Below are 13,291 nucleotides of genomic sequence, written 5' to 3'. Positions count from 1 at the left end.
GCCCCGCCATCAGTCGTTTCTCAGCGGAGTGCCGGAGAAGCTCTCCAAGGTCACGAACTCCTCGACGGGCTGGCGCCGGAGCTTGGTGAGCTGCTTGACGGGCTTCCCCATCGGCACGACCGCGGCGACGGCGTGGCCCGCGGGCGCGCCGAGCAGCTCCAGGAGCGCCGGCTCCTCGGCGACCGCCATCGTGGTGAGCACCCCGCCGAACCCCTCGTTGCGCGCCGCCAGGAGCGTGTTCCACACCAGCGGGTAGACCGAGGCTCCGGAGACGACACCCACCCGGTCCAGCTCGGAGTCGAGGGAGGCGACCACGCCGAGGTCGACGAGGAAGACGAGCACCACCGCGGCCTTGCGCAGCGGCTCGGTCATCCCGCCCGGCACCCGGGCCGCGGCGATCTGGTCGTCGGTGAGCGCGGTCGGATGCACCGTGTTCCACGGCATCTCGCCGGCCCGCTGCTGCGCGACGTACCTGCGGGCACCCGTCGCCGACAGCTCGACCAGACGCTCCCGGGTCTCCTGGCTGCGTACGACCACGACATGGGCGCCCTGCCGGTTTCCGCCCGAGGGCGCGAAACGCGCGTTGTCGAGGATCCGGGCGAGGACCTCGTCGGGCAGCGGGTCGTCGGTGAAGTCGCGTACGGCATGGGTGGTCCGCATCGCCTCGTAGAGCTCCATGGGCCCATCCCACCAGACCCGACCCAGGCTCAGTCCAGCAGGAAGGCGACGAGTGCGGTGATGCCGACCACGACGATCACGGCGCGGAGCACGTTGGGCGGCAGCCGGCGGCCGATCTTCGCGCCCAGCAGACCTCCGATCGTGGCACCGACCGCGATCAGGGCGGCGATCTTCCAGTCGACGTCGGCCACGACGGCGAAGATGAGCCCCGAGATGCCGTTGGTGATGGCGACCAGGATGTTCTTGAGCGCATTGAGTCGCTGCAGCGACTCGGCGACCCCGATGCCGATGATCGCGATCATCAGCACACCCTGGGCCGCACCGAAGTAGCCGCCGTAGACGCCGAGCCCGGCGATCGCCGGCCAGACCCACCAGCGCTCGCTGCCATCGTCGGGCAGCTCACCGTGCCGCTCCGCGACCCACCTGGAGATGCGGGGCCCGGTGATCACCAGGAGCACGCCGAGGCCGATCAGCACCGGGACGATCGCTTCGAACGCCCCCGGCGGCAGCACCAGGAGCAGGATCCCGCCGACGGCACCGCCGATGAGCGCCGCGATCCCGAGCCTCAGGATGCGGCCGCGCTGACCGGCGAGCTCGCGACGGTAGCCCCAGGCGCCCGCCAACGAGCCCGGGACCAGACCGATCGTGTTGGACACGTTGGCGACCACCGGAGGTACGCCGAAGGCCAGCAGGGTCGGGAAGGTGATCAGCGTCCCCGAGCCGACGGCGGCGTTGATGGTGCCCGCCCCCACCCCGGCGATCAGGATGAGGGCGGACTCGAGCGGATCCACTTAGACGGTCGGCTCGGCAGGAGGCGGCGTGGGCTCGGTGGGCTGGACGGGCTGAGCAGGCTGCGCCGGCGCCGGCCGGTTGGGAGCCTCCGCCTGCTTGGCCTCGGCGAGCGCCTCCTCGACGGCCGCAGCCGCGGACGACGACTTCTCCAGGTCGAGCGTCGGCTCGGCCGAACCCATGTCGACACGCTTGAGCGGGCCCTCGACGTCGTCCGGGATGCCCTTGAGGCTGTTCATCGTCGAGCCGAGGCCCTCGAGGGCCTTGCCGATCTCGCTCGGGACGATCCACACCTTGTTGGCGTCGCCCTCGGCGATCTTCGGCATCATCTGCAGGTACTGGTAGGCCAGCAGCGACTGGTCGGGACGGCCGTCGTGGATCGCCTGGAAGACGGTCTGGATGGCCTGGCCCTCACCCTGGGCACGCAGGATCGCGGCCTCACGGTCGGCCTGCGCCGCCAGGATCTGCGACTCGCGCTGACCCTCGGCGTTGAGGATGGCGGACTGCTTGTTTCCCTCGGCGGAGAGGATCGCGGACTGACGCTGACCCTCGGCGGTCAGGATCGCGGCGCGCTTGTCGCGGTCGGCACGCATCTGCTTCTCCATCGCGTCCTTGATGGACATGGGCGGGTCGATGGACTTGATCTCGACGCGCTTGACCTTGATGCCCCAGCGGCCGGTGGCCTCGTCGAGGACGATCGAGAGGCCGGAGTTGATCTGCTCACGGCTGGTCAGCGTCTCCTCGAGGGTCATGCCACCGACGATGTTGCGCAGGGTGGTCATGGTGAGCTGCTCGACGGCCTGGATGTAGTTGGCGATCTCGTAGGTCGCCGCGACCGGGTCGTTGACCTGGAAGTAGATGACCGTGTCGATCGACACCGTCAGGTTGTCTTCGGTGATCACCGGCTGCGGCGCGAACGCGACGACCTGCTCACGCATGTCGATCATGTAGCGCACCTTGTCGACGAACGGGATCACCGCGTTCAGGCCGGGGTCACGCTTCGACTGGAACTTGCCGAAGCGCTCCACGATGCCGACCCGCGCCTGCGGGATGATCTTGATCGTCTTGGCCAGCGTGGTGATCACCAGCACCGCCAAGATGACCAGGAGGGCCAGGATGATGCCACCCATTGCCAATCAGTCCTTGTCTATTTCGGTTGCGTCAGGTTGCCCGGAAACTACGGAGTCCCGAGCTCCGGAAGAGGATGGACGTACGCCGTCGCTCCTCTGATCTCGAGCACCTCGACCGGAGTTCCGGCCGCGATCACGAGCGTCTCGTCATAGGGCTGAGCGGTCCAGAGCTCGCCCTCGAGCTTGAGCTGCCCAGGCTTGTGGGCACTGATCTCCACGGGCGAGACGGCCTGGACGCCGATCAGCTTCTGCGCGCCGATCTGGATCTCCGGGCCGTGGTGGAGCCGCCTGGCCAGCCCCGGACGTACGACCGCGAGCATGGAGACCGAGACCGCCAGTGCGACGACCGCCTGGATCACGAAGCTGTCGGTGAACGCGCCGGTCACCGCACCCGCGAAGGCACCGGTCGCCAGCATCAGCAGGATCAGATCCAGGCTGAAGAGCTCTCCGACGACGAGCAGCGCTCCCAGTGCCGTCCAGATCGCCCAGTCCCAGTCCTGCCAGTCCATGGGCGTCACCCTATCCAGGTGACACCGTCGACGTGGGGATGTTTCCGTACCGGGTTGCTAACGGTTTCTTTACCGAGGGTGTCTTTCCGGGCTATCGGGTGTGGCGGGCCCGGCGCTTGGCCCAGTAGCGACCCTCGCTCGTCTCCAGCTCGAGCGGCATACCGAAGGTCTTGGAGAGGTTGGCCGCGGTCAGCGTGTCCTCGATGAGCCCCTGAGCGGTGATCCGGCCCGACCGCATCATCAGGACGTGGCTGAAGCCCGGCGGGATCTCCTCGACGTGATGGGAGACGAGCACCGTAGCCGGGCTGTCGGGGTCGTAGGCGAGGGTCGACAGGGTGGAGACGAGGTCTTCACGGCCGCCCAGGTCGAGACCGGCGGCCGGCTCGTCGAGGAGCAGCATCTCCGGGTCGACCATCAGCGCGCGGGCCAGCTGGACCCGCTTGCGCTCGCCCTCGGACAGGGTGCCGAACCGCCGCTCACCGAGGTGCTTGATGCCGACCTCGATCAGCAGCTCCTGGGCGCGGTCGTGGTCGAGGTCGTCGTAGTGCTCGCGCCAGCGGCCGACGACGCCGTAGGACGCGCTGACCACGACGTCGCGGACGAGCTCTTGGCGCGGGATCCGGTCGGCGAGCGCGGCGGAGGTCAAGCCGATGCGCGGGCGCAGCTCGAAGACGTCGATGCGGCCGATCTGCTCGCCGAGCACCTTCACCACGCCCGAGGTCGGGTGGAGCTGGGCCGCGGCGGTCTGGAGCAGCGTGGTCTTGCCGGCGCCGTTGTGACCGAGGATCACCCAGCGTTCATCCTCCTCGACCACCCAGCTCACAGAGTCGAGAAGGGCGTTGCCCCCACGGCGTACGGTGACGTCGGTGAACTCCAGCACGGCTGCCATGGCGGCAAATCTATCGGCAGGGGTCCGCGGGCTCGGGGATAGGGTGGGCGCCCGTGAGTCTTGAGGATTCGGAGCTGGATATGGGGTGGGACGAGTCCACCCCTGAGGCGCTTCGGCTGGCGTGGTGGGTGACGGCGTGGCTGCGCGGTGAGGCGGTCACCGACCTGGTGCTCGACGCGGTGATCGGGCCCGATGCCACCCACACCGTCAGCGGGCTCGCCGCGCTCGGGCTCGGTGGCGCCGAGGGGGTCGCGGACACGCTGGTGAGCGGGATGGGACGGCTGCGTACGGAGGGGGCGACCGCCGTCGGCGTCGCTTTCCCGGCGGAGGGCGACCCGGTCGGACTGGGTGGTCCCCGGCCGTTCAACGACGCCGCGCTGGAGGCCGGCGAGGCCGTCGTGTGCGACGCGGGCATCGGCCTCGTACCGGTCCGCGTCGGCGCGGTGCTCGAATGGCAGGCGTACGCAGCCCAGCGCCGTCAGCTCCCCGACGTCGGTGAGGCCGACCGGGCTCTCCGGCTCGCCCTGAGCGAGTCGGCGACGGCGCTCGCCGAGCTCGACGTCGCCCGATGGCGGCCCGAGGTCGCGGACCGTCTGATGAACCTGCGCCACCGGCCCTCGCTGGCCGGCGCGCCCGGGGTGCCGACGCGGTGCGTGGAGCTCGCCGCCCGTGGCGTACAGGCCCGCGAGATCGTCGCGCTGGCGCTGGAGGACGAGGGCGGGGCGGTGTCGGCCTCGGAGATGCTGCGGCGCCGGGAAGCACTCGTCGGCCTCGACCGCGCGGCACGGAGGGCGCTCACCGCCGCCGGATCGCCCGAGGTGTGGCCGCCGGACTGAGACGCAGGGCCCGGCTCCACTATCCTGTGCAGCGATGACCGAGGAATTCGACGCGCTCGAGCGCCGTCCCGACACCCTGCTGATCACCCTCGCCGGAAATGACCGTCCCGGGCTGACCTCGGCCACCCTGGCGACCCTCGCGCTGGCGGGGGTCGATGTGGTCGACCTGGAGCAGATCGTGCTGCGGGCGCGGCTCGTGCTCGGACTGCTCGTGACGGCTCCCGCCGACGCGGCGAGCACCGAGGCGCTCAAGCACGCGATCGAGGAGACCGCCCATGCCCTCGACATGACCGTCGAGATCGAGGAGGGGGTCGGCGACACTCCGCGCGAGCCCGCCGACCGCGCCCGGGTCACGGTCCTCGGGTTGCCGCTGAAGGCGGCGGCGCTGGCGTCGGTGACGCGCACCATCGCCTCCGCCGGCGGCAACATCGACCGGATCATCCGGCTGGCCCGCTACCCGGTCACGGCCTTCGACCTGCACGTGAGCGGGGCCTCGCCCGACGAGCTGCGGGTGACGCTTTCCGCCGAGGCCGCCGCCCAGGGCGTCGACATCGCGGTGCAGCCCGCCAACCTCGTCCGCCGTGGCATGCGCCTGATCGTCATGGACGTCGACTCGACGCTGATCGACGGCGAGGTGATCGAGATGATCGCCGCCCACGCCGGCTACGAGAAGGAGGTCGCCTCGGTCACCGAGGCGGCGATGCGCGGCGAGCTCGACTTCGAGGAGTCGCTCCGTGGGCGGGTGAAGTATCTGAAGGGCGTCCCCGCGACCGCCCTGGACGAGGTCTACGCCGGGCTGCAGCTCAACCCGGGAGCCCGGACCATGGTCCGCACCCTGCGCCGCCTCGGCTACCGCTTCGCCATCGTCTCCGGCGGGTTCTCGCAGATCACCGACCGGCTCGCCGCCGACCTCGGCATCCACTACGCCCGCGCCAACGAGCTCGAGATCGTCGACGGCGTGCTCACCGGTGAGGTCGTCGGCGAGGTCGTCGACCGTGCCGGCAAGGCCCGCGCGCTGCGTGAGTTCGCCGCCGAGATCGGCATCCCCGAGGCTGCCACCGTCGCCATCGGCGACGGCGCCAACGACCTCGACATGCTCGCCGCCGCAGGCCTCGGGATCGCCTACAACGCCAAGCCCGCGGTCCGCTCGGCCGCCGGGACCGCCATCAACGTCCCCTACCTCGACACGATCATGTATCTCCTCGGGATCTCCCGCGAGGAGATCGAGGCCGCCGACGCCGAGGCCGGCATCGTCACCCCCGCTCCCCCGCTGCTCTGAGCCTCCTGCCGAAGCGTCAGGCGCGTCGGGCGAAGCGTCACGTACGTCGGCCGAGTGGCAGGCGGGTGACATCTCGACCGACCTGCTTGACGCCTCGGCCGTCGCGAGTGACTTCTCGGCCGTGGCTGGTCTCAACCCCGCCTGCCGATCTGTCGAGACGTCACTCCCGCTGGCCGAGTTGGCAGCGGTGTGACGCCTCGAGCAACGTACTTGACGTCTCGGCCGACGTACGTGACGTCTCGGCCGACGCCGGCGACGTCTCGGCGGTCAGGCGCGGGCGACGTGGAAGGCGGTGACCGAGGCCTCGGTCTCGTCGAGCTCGGACCAGTCGCCGTCGTAGGTGAGGACGGCGACGGCGGCGGTGGGAAAGCCCAGCGCGAGCTGGTTGCCGGCCTCGTCGTCGCCCTCGCCGTCGTCGAGGAGCTGCACCAGCGAGAACATGGTGGGGTTGTGGCCGATCACCACGACCGTGTTGTGGCCGTCGTCGACCGCACGGATCAGATCGAGGGCGGTGGAGGTGCCGGCGGCGTACAGACCTTGGTCGTACTCCGCCAGCGTCAGGTCCCACGACGCCCCGACTGCGACGTCCTCCCAGGTCTGGGTGGTGCGGTCGGCCGCCGAGACCAGCACGTAGTCGGGGACCACGCCCTGCTCGGCCAGCCACTCACCCGCCGCCACCGCGTCGGCGTGGCCGCGCTCGGTCAGCTGACGCTCGTAGTCGGTGGGAGCCGACGCCTCCGCCTTGGCGTGCCGCATGATGACAAGGGTCCGCATGCGGCAACCCTATGACCTCACGCTCCCAGCGAGTGATAGCCCCCGTCGACGTGGACGATCTCGCCGGTGGTCGCCGGGAAGAAGTCCGAGATCAGCGCACAGACGGCCTTGGCGGTCGGGCCCTGGTCGGTGTTGTCCCAGCCGAGCGGTGCCCGGGTGCCCCAGCCCTCGTCGAGCTCCTCGAAACCCGGGATCGCCTTCGCGGCGAGCGTCTTGAGCGGACCCGCGGAGACGAGGTTGCAGCGGATCCCGTCGGGACCGAGGTCACGGGCCAGGTAGCGCGAGGTCGACTCGAGTGCGGCCTTGGCGACACCCATCCAGTCGTACGCCGGCCAGGCGATCGTCGCGTCGAAGGTCAGCCCCACGATCGACGAGCCGGAGCCCAGGAGCGGGCGGGTCGCCATGGCGAGCGACTTGAGCGAGTAGGCGCTGACCTGGACCGCCTGGGAGACGTCGTCCCACGGGCCGTCGAGGAACTTGCCACCGAGGAGCGTCTCGGGGTTGCCGTACGCGATCGAGTGCACGACCCCGTCGAGCCGCTCGACACCCTCGGCCCGGAGCGCGTCGGCGAGGCCGTCGAGGTGCTCCTGGTTGGTGACGTCGAGATCGAGGACCGGCGGCTCCTCGGGGAGCCGCTTCGCGATCCGCTTGGTGATCGACAGCGCGCGGCCGAAGTTGGAGATCAGGACGCGGGCGCCCTGCTCCTGGGCCACCTTGGCCACCGCGAAGCCGATCGAGGAGTCCATCGTGACTCCCGCGACGAGAACAGTCTTGCCGTCCAACAAACCCATGATCAGTGCCCCATTCCAAGTCCGCCGTCGACCGGGATCACGGCCCCGGTCACATAACCCGCATCTGCCAACCACGTCACGGCCGAGGCCACCTCGTCCGGCGTCGCGTAGCGCGCCAGCGGGACCCGGTCCGTGATCGCCTTCTGCTGCTCGTCGGTGAGCACCGCGGTCATCTCGGTCTCCACGAAACCGGGCGCGACCACGTTGGCGGTGATCCCCCGCGAGCCGAGCTCGCGTGCGAGCGATCGGGCCATGCCGACCAGGCCGGCCTTCGAGGCCGCGTAGTTGACCTGGCCCGGGTTGCCCATCAGGCCGACCACCGAGGAGATGAAGATGATCCGGCCGCGGCGCATCCTCAGCATGCCCTTCGAGGCGCGCTTGGCGAGACGGAACGACGCGGTCAGGTTGGTGTCGATCACCGAGGTGAAGTCGTCCTCCGACATCCGGAGCATGAGCGTGTCCTTCGTGATCCCGGCATTGGCCACGAGGACCTCGACGGGGCCGTGGGCGGCCTCGGCGGCGGCGTACGCCTCCTCGACGGCGGCAGGGTCGGTGATGTCGCACACCAGGTCCAGAGCACCCTCCGGAGCCCCGCCCTTGCGGGAGGTCACGGCCACCTTGTCGCCGTTGGCCACGAAGGCCTCCGCGATCGCTCGGCCGATGCCGCGGCTACCACCCGTGACGAGCACCGAGCGGGGTGCCCGCGATGGACTCTGCGTTGTGGGGTTTTCACTGTCAGTCACAGGCGCGACGGTAGCGATTACTTCGGCGTACGACCAATGCCTTCGACTTGCTTGTGAGGAACCTCCAAAGTCCTTCGGAGCGCCCCTGTTGGGACCACACCAACGAACGGGCGCCACCGGGCACGACCTAGACTGGCGGTATGTCCAAGGCGCAACCGATCAGGATCACCACCGCCGGCCGAAGCCGCGCCGAGGACATCGCCCTTCGGCAGAAGCGCTACGCCATCTCGATGTCGATCCGTTCGCTGTGCTTCATCGGCGCCGTGATCGCCGGCCTGGCCGGCATCGGCTGGCTGTGGCCGATCCTGATCGCGGCGGCCCTGATCCTGCCCTACATCGCGGTCGTGATGGCCAACGCGACCAACACCAAGAGCGACCAGATGAACCTCATGGACTCGCCCTACGGCGCGCGCCAGCTGACCGGCGGACGCCAGCAGCAGCTCCGCGAGAAGGGCGAGGACTGATGGGGGCGCTCGACTCCGATCTGTGCTCGGCCAAGGGCTGCCAGGACCCCGGATCGTGGGAGCTGCAGTGGAACAATCCCAAGATCCACACGCCCGAGCGGCGTAAGATCTGGCTCGCGTGCGAGACGCACAAGCAGTCGCTGAGCGACTTCCTGGGCGCGCGCGGATTCCTCAAGGACGTCGTCCCTCACTAGCTGTTCCACCAGAGAGGCCGTGCGATGAACCCGATCCCCGTACTCCTCGACTGCGACCCCGGCCACGACGACGCCATCGCGATCCTGCTGGCCCTGGGCAACCCACACATCGACCTGCTCGGCATCACCACCACCTTCGGCAACTGCCCGGTGGACAAGGCGACCTACAACACCCAGCGGATCCTCGCGCTGGCCAGGCGACCTGACGTCCCGGTCGCAGCCGGAGCCGCCGGGCCGCTGGCCGGCGCGGCCCACATCGGCGACTTCATCCACGGCGCCAGCGGGATCGACGGGCCCGACCTCCCGGAGCCGCTCGCTCCCCCGGTCCCGCTCGACGCCGTCGAGTTCCTGCGTACGTCGCTCCTGACCGCATCGGCCCCCGTCACCGTCGTCGCCACCGGACCGATCACCAACGTCGCGGTGCTGCTGCGCGACCACCCGGAGGTCACCGAGCGGATCGCGGAGATCGTCTTCATGGGCGGCTCGACCGACCGCGGCAACACGACCCCGGCCGCTGAGTTCAACGCCTACGCCGACCCCGACGCCCTCGACATCGTCCTCGCCAGCGGGCTCCCGATCCGGATGGTCGGCCTCAACCTCACCCATCAGGCGCTGGCGACCCCCGACGTCGTCGCCCGGATGCAGGCCATGGACCATCCGGTCGGCCGGGCCTGCGCCGACCTGATGGGCTTCTTCGGCGGCACCTACTCCGACGTCTTCGACTTCGCCGCTCCCCCGGTCCACGACCCCTGCACCATCGCCGCCCTCATCGACCCCGGCCTGATCATCTGGCACAAGTCGTTCGTCGCCGTCGAGACCGAGGGCCGCTGGACCCGCGGCGCCACCGTCGTCGACCTCCACGACCGTCTCGACGAGCCGCCCAACGCCCTGGTCGCGCTCACCCTCGACGTCGAGGCCTATTGGGGGCTGGTCCTGGGTGCGTTGGAGCGAGTCGGGTCCTGACCCGCCGGCAGCTAGCCCCCGATCGCGGACATCGGGCGGTCGGGCTGCAGGAAGCCGAGGTCGTCGATGCCGTGGCCGGCGCGCTTGCCGGCCATGGCGGTGACCCACCGCGCGGCGAGGTCGTCGTCGGAGGCGCCGGCACGCAGCGGCGTACGCAGGTCCGACTCGGAGCGCGCGAACAGGCAGTCGCGCACCTGCCCGTCGGCGGTGAGGCGCACCCGGTCGCAGTCGCCGCAGAACGGGCGGGTGACGGAGGCGATGATGCCGACCTTGGCCGGGCCGCCGTCGACGTAGAAGAGCTCGGCGGGCGCGCTGCCGCGTGGTTCCTCGGCCGGGGTCAGGTCGAACGCCGCCGACAACGCAGCGAGCGTGTCGTCGGCGGTCACCATGGTATCGCGTGACCACCCGTGCTGGGCGTCGAGCGGCATCTGCTCGATGAACCGCAGCTCGTAGCCCCGCTCGACCGACCAGCCGAGCAGCTCAGCGGCCTGGTCGTCGTTGACGCCCCGCAGCAGCACCGCGTTGATCTTGATCGGTCCCAGACCGGCGTCCGCGGCGGCCTCGAGACCGGCCACGACGTCGTGCAGGCGGTCGCGGCGGGTGATCTCCGCGAACGTCTCGGGCCGGATCGAGTCCAGGGACACGTTGACCCGGTCGAGCCCCGCCTCCGCGAGCGACTCTGCCATCCGGGCCAGACCGAGCGCGTTGGTGGTGATCGACAGCTCGGCGTCGGGAGCGACCTCGCGGGTGCTGGCGACGATCGAGACCAGCCCGCGACGGACCAGGGGCTCCCCGCCGGTGAACCGCACCTCGTTCACGCCGAGCCGGCCCGTGGCGACGCCGATCAGCCGCACGACCTCGTCGTCGGTGAGCACCTCGTCACCGGGCATCCAGTCGAGCCCTTCCGGCGGCATGCAGTACGTGCAGCGCAGGTTGCAGCGATCGGTCAGCGAGACGCGCAGATCGGTCGCGACCCGGCCGAACCGGTCGACCAGCTTCTGCTGCACCTGATCTGTCGGGGAGGTCGTCATCACACCAGTCTAGGCAGCCTCGACCCGGATCGTGAGCGAGGACCGCATGCCAGTTAGTCTCGTAGGGTGAGTTCGTTCCGTTTCCTGCTCAGCCGACGCTGGGCCGGTTTCACGGTGTTCGTGCTGATCCTGGCCTACGGGACGTGGTGGCTGGGCCAGTGGCAGTTCGACCGTCTCGAGGACCGCAAGGCCCGGAACGAGATCGTCCGCACCAACGAGCACGCCGAGCCCGTGCCCGTCTCCGACGTGCTGGCCGAGGGTACGAAGGTCGCCGAGAAGGACCAGTGGCGGCGGGTGACCGCGACCGGGACGTACGCGGTCGACGACACGATCATCTGGCGCTACCGCACCCCCGACGACGCCAAGGGCATCGACATCGTCGTCCCGCTGGTGCTCTCCGACGGCACCGCGGTGCTCGTCGACCGCGGCTGGCTCCAGACGGAGTCGCAGGACGAGTTCGACGATCTCCCCGCCCCGCCGTCGGGTGAGGTCACCATCACCGGCTGGGTCCGCGCCGACGGCACCGGCGACTCCACCGATGTCGCCCAGGTCGACGGCTACCACGCCACCCGCGCGCTCTCCTCGACCCAGGTCGCGAAGGTGCTCGACGAGCCGCTGCTGACCGGCTGGCTCCACCTCGACACCGAGTCCCCCGAGCCTGCCACCCAGCTCCGCAAGGCCGACCTCCCCGAGCTCGACAACGGCCCCCACTTCTTCTACGGGCTGCAGTGGTGGTTCTTCGGAATCCTGGCGGTCGCCGGGTTCTTCTACCTGATGTACGACGAGCGGCGTACGCAGAGCCGGGACGAGTCGGCCGCCTCCGAGGATTCCCCGGCCGACGATGGGAAGACCGACGAACGCGCCCGCAAGAAGGCTGCCAAGCTCGCCCAGAAGCAGGCCGTGAAGGCGGCCTACCAGGCTGCGTACGAGAAAGAGCGCAGCGGGAAGAGTTAGCGCCGGAACTGCGTCTCGTAGAGCTCCGCGTAGAGCCCACCGTCGGCGAGCAGGGACTCGTGGGTGCCGGACTCGACGACACGCCCGGCCTCGATGACGAGGATGCGGTCGGCGGCGCGGATGGTGGAGAGCCGGTGGGCGATGACGATGGAGGTACGTCCCGCCAGCGCCGCGTCGAGGGCGGTCTGCACCGCGGCCTCGGACTCGGAGTCGAGATGGGCGGTGGCCTCGTCGAGCACCACGATCTGCGGCGCCTTCAGCAGCAGCCGGGCGATGGCGAGTCTCTGACGCTCGCCGCCGGAGAGCCGGTAGCCGCGGTCGCCGACGACGGTGTCCAGACCGTCCGGGAGCGCCTCGACGACGGCCGCGATCTTGGCTGCCTCGAGAGCTGCCCAGATCTCCTCGTCGGAGGCTCCGGGCCGGGCGTAGAGCAGATTGCCGCGCACGGTGTCGTGGAACATGTGGGCGTCCTGGGTCACGTAGCCGACCGCGGCCTCGAGTGACTCCAGGGTCACGTCGCGCACGTCGAGACCGCCGACCTCGACCGAGCCGGAGCGCACGTCGTAGAGCCGGGCGATCAGGTGGGTGATCGTCGACTTCCCGGCGCCCGAGGGGCCGACCAGGGCGACCATCTCCCCCGGCTCGGCGGTGAAGTCGATGTCGGTCAGGACCTCGCGCACCTCGCGGCTCTCCGGGCGCGCGATCGTCTCCAGCGAAGCGAGCGAGACCTCGTCAGCGCGAGGGTAGGTGAAGGCGACGTGGCGGAACCGCACGGATGCCGCGTCCGCCGGCACCTCGACCGCGTCGGGCTTCTCCTTGATCAGCGACGGCAGGTCGAGGACCTCGAAGACGCGGTCGAAGCTGACCAGGGCGGTCATCACGTCGATGCGTACGTTGGAGAGCGCCTGCAGCGGCCCCAGCAGCCTGACCAGCAGCAGACCGAGCGCGGTCAGGGTGCCGAGCGTGACGTCGCCGCGGATCACCATCCAGCCGCCGAAGCCGTAGACCAGCGCGGTCGCCAGCGCGGGCACCATCTGCATGGTCGCGCCGAACAGGCGAGTCAGCAGCGCGATCCGGATCCCGAGGCGGCGTACGACATCGGCACGCTGCGCGAACGCGGCATCCTCCTCCTCGCGTCGGCCGAAGAGCTTGAGCAGCAGAGCGCCACCGACGTTGAACCGCTCGGTCATCGTCGTCGCCAGCGCCGCGTTGCCGTCCATCTGCTCGCGGGTCAGTCCCGCCAGGCGGCGTCCGACCCAGCGGGAGG

16 protein-coding genes are annotated in these 13,291 nt (G+C 70.1%); 6 read left to right on the top strand and 10 right to left on the bottom strand.

From position 1 onward, the window contains the following. Window positions 1–9: 9 nt before the first annotated feature. The 5 genes from ACFVJS_RS02810 to ACFVJS_RS02790 all read right to left on the bottom strand — a co-directional run bounded on the left by ACFVJS_RS02810 (window position 10) and on the right by ACFVJS_RS02790 (window position 3,995). Complete coding sequence (locus tag ACFVJS_RS02810; protein ID WP_378877252.1) at window positions 10–678, bottom strand: nitroreductase family protein; 669 nt, start codon at window positions 676–678, stop codon at window positions 10–12. Window positions 679–707: 29 nt separating this feature from the next. Continuing rightward, on the bottom strand, window positions 708–1,469 hold the full coding sequence (locus ACFVJS_RS02805; RefSeq protein ID WP_378877250.1) for a sulfite exporter TauE/SafE family protein: 762 nt from the start codon (window positions 1,467–1,469) through the stop codon (window positions 708–710). Next, a complete protein-coding gene (locus tag ACFVJS_RS02800; protein ID WP_378877249.1) occupies window positions 1,470–2,597 on the bottom strand; it encodes an SPFH domain-containing protein in 1,128 nt (375 codons plus the stop codon). Window positions 2,598–2,644: 47 nt separating this feature from the next. Next, window positions 2,645–3,106 carry an NfeD family protein gene (locus ACFVJS_RS02795; RefSeq protein WP_378877247.1) on the bottom strand — a complete coding sequence of 154 codons (462 nt, stop codon included), beginning with the start codon at window positions 3,104–3,106 and terminating at the stop codon, window positions 2,645–2,647. A gap of 91 nt (window positions 3,107–3,197) precedes the next feature. After that, a complete protein-coding gene (locus tag ACFVJS_RS02790; RefSeq protein WP_378877245.1) occupies window positions 3,198–3,995 on the bottom strand; it encodes an ABC transporter ATP-binding protein in 798 nt (265 codons plus the stop codon). Window positions 3,996–4,048: 53 nt separating this feature from the next. Between ACFVJS_RS02790 and ACFVJS_RS02785 the strand changes: the two genes are divergently transcribed. Further along, window positions 4,049–4,831, top strand: coding sequence for a hypothetical protein (locus tag ACFVJS_RS02785; RefSeq protein WP_378877242.1), 783 nt, complete (start codon window positions 4,049–4,051; stop codon window positions 4,829–4,831). A 34-nt stretch (window positions 4,832–4,865) separates the two neighbouring features. After that, window positions 4,866–6,110 carry a phosphoserine phosphatase SerB gene (serB, locus tag ACFVJS_RS02780; RefSeq protein ID WP_378877240.1) on the top strand — a complete coding sequence of 415 codons (1,245 nt, stop codon included), beginning with the start codon at window positions 4,866–4,868 and terminating at the stop codon, window positions 6,108–6,110. Window positions 6,111–6,377: 267 nt separating this feature from the next. Here serB and ACFVJS_RS02775 read toward each other — a convergent pair whose 3' ends face one another. Genes ACFVJS_RS02775 through fabG form a run of 3 tightly spaced genes read right to left on the bottom strand, consistent with a single transcriptional unit; the run spans window position 6,378 to window position 8,418 of the window. Continuing rightward, a complete protein-coding gene (locus ACFVJS_RS02775) occupies window positions 6,378–6,884 on the bottom strand; it encodes a SixA phosphatase family protein (RefSeq protein WP_378877238.1) in 507 nt (168 codons plus the stop codon). Between the two features lie 17 nt (window positions 6,885–6,901). After that, window positions 6,902–7,675 (bottom strand): enoyl-ACP reductase FabI, encoded by a 774-nt coding sequence (gene fabI / locus ACFVJS_RS02770; RefSeq protein ID WP_378877236.1) that lies wholly within the window; start codon window positions 7,673–7,675, stop codon window positions 6,902–6,904. Between the two features lie 2 nt (window positions 7,676–7,677). Continuing rightward, window positions 7,678–8,418, bottom strand: coding sequence for a 3-oxoacyl-ACP reductase FabG (gene fabG / locus ACFVJS_RS02765; protein WP_378877234.1), 741 nt, complete (start codon window positions 8,416–8,418; stop codon window positions 7,678–7,680). 140 nt (window positions 8,419–8,558) lie between these two features. Between fabG and ACFVJS_RS02760 the strand changes: the two genes are divergently transcribed. From ACFVJS_RS02760 to ACFVJS_RS02750, 3 genes are read left to right on the top strand one after another with little or no spacing between them, the layout of a single operon-like run. Then, on the top strand, window positions 8,559–8,882 hold the full coding sequence (locus ACFVJS_RS02760) for a DUF3099 domain-containing protein (RefSeq protein ID WP_378877232.1): 324 nt from the start codon (window positions 8,559–8,561) through the stop codon (window positions 8,880–8,882). Then, window positions 8,882–9,076, top strand: coding sequence for an acetone carboxylase (locus ACFVJS_RS02755; protein WP_378877230.1), 195 nt, complete (start codon window positions 8,882–8,884; stop codon window positions 9,074–9,076). Before ACFVJS_RS02760 ends, ACFVJS_RS02755 begins: the two co-directional genes overlap by 1 nt. A gap of 24 nt (window positions 9,077–9,100) precedes the next feature. Beyond that, window positions 9,101–10,039 carry a nucleoside hydrolase gene (locus ACFVJS_RS02750; protein ID WP_378877228.1) on the top strand — a complete coding sequence of 313 codons (939 nt, stop codon included), beginning with the start codon at window positions 9,101–9,103 and terminating at the stop codon, window positions 10,037–10,039. Window positions 10,040–10,050: 11 nt separating this feature from the next. Here the strand turns inward: ACFVJS_RS02750 and moaA are convergent, their stop codons facing one another. Continuing rightward, window positions 10,051–11,070, bottom strand: coding sequence for a GTP 3',8-cyclase MoaA (moaA, locus tag ACFVJS_RS02745; protein WP_378877226.1), 1,020 nt, complete (start codon window positions 11,068–11,070; stop codon window positions 10,051–10,053). A gap of 66 nt (window positions 11,071–11,136) precedes the next feature. On the opposite strand from moaA, the gene ACFVJS_RS02740 reads away from it, so the two are divergent. Next, window positions 11,137–12,024 carry an SURF1 family protein gene (locus tag ACFVJS_RS02740; RefSeq protein ID WP_378877224.1) on the top strand — a complete coding sequence of 296 codons (888 nt, stop codon included), beginning with the start codon at window positions 11,137–11,139 and terminating at the stop codon, window positions 12,022–12,024. Here ACFVJS_RS02740 and ACFVJS_RS02735 read toward each other — a convergent pair. Next, the coding region (locus ACFVJS_RS02735) for an ABC transporter ATP-binding protein (RefSeq protein ID WP_378877222.1) at window positions 12,021–13,291 on the bottom strand (1,271 nt) is incomplete at its 5' end. The genes ACFVJS_RS02740 and ACFVJS_RS02735 overlap by 4 nt on opposite strands.

Source organism: Nocardioides sp. NPDC057772 (assembly GCF_042798075.1).
Lineage (GTDB): Bacteria > Actinomycetota > Actinomycetes > Propionibacteriales > Nocardioidaceae > Nocardioides.
Note: the sequence above shows the minus strand (reverse complement) of the source record. Positions and strands in the feature narration are given on the sequence as shown.

Bases quoted from the DNA above. Each gene is read 5' to 3' on its own strand.
- ACFVJS_RS02790 (WP_378877245.1), bottom strand. From the start codon at position 3,995: ATGGCAGCCGTGCTGGAGTTCACCGACGTCACCGTACGCCGTGGGGGC.
- ACFVJS_RS02810 (WP_378877252.1), bottom strand. From the start codon at position 678: ATGGAGCTCTACGAGGCGATGCGGACCACCCATGCCGTACGCGACTTC.
- fabI (WP_378877236.1), bottom strand. From the start codon at position 7,675: ATGGGTTTGTTGGACGGCAAGACTGTTCTCGTCGCGGGAGTCACGATG.
- ACFVJS_RS02750 (WP_378877228.1), top strand. From the start codon at position 9,101: ATGAACCCGATCCCCGTACTCCTCGACTGCGACCCCGGCCACGACGAC.
- ACFVJS_RS02760 (WP_378877232.1), top strand. From the start codon at position 8,559: ATGTCCAAGGCGCAACCGATCAGGATCACCACCGCCGGCCGAAGCCGC.
- ACFVJS_RS02795 (WP_378877247.1), bottom strand. From the start codon at position 3,106: ATGGACTGGCAGGACTGGGACTGGGCGATCTGGACGGCACTGGGAGCG.
- ACFVJS_RS02800 (WP_378877249.1), bottom strand. From the start codon at position 2,597: ATGGGTGGCATCATCCTGGCCCTCCTGGTCATCTTGGCGGTGCTGGTG.
- ACFVJS_RS02755 (WP_378877230.1), top strand. From the start codon at position 8,882: ATGGGGGCGCTCGACTCCGATCTGTGCTCGGCCAAGGGCTGCCAGGAC.
- moaA (WP_378877226.1), bottom strand. From the start codon at position 11,070: ATGACGACCTCCCCGACAGATCAGGTGCAGCAGAAGCTGGTCGACCGG.
- ACFVJS_RS02775 (WP_378877238.1), bottom strand. From the start codon at position 6,884: ATGCGGACCCTTGTCATCATGCGGCACGCCAAGGCGGAGGCGTCGGCT.
- serB (WP_378877240.1), top strand. From the start codon at position 4,866: ATGACCGAGGAATTCGACGCGCTCGAGCGCCGTCCCGACACCCTGCTG.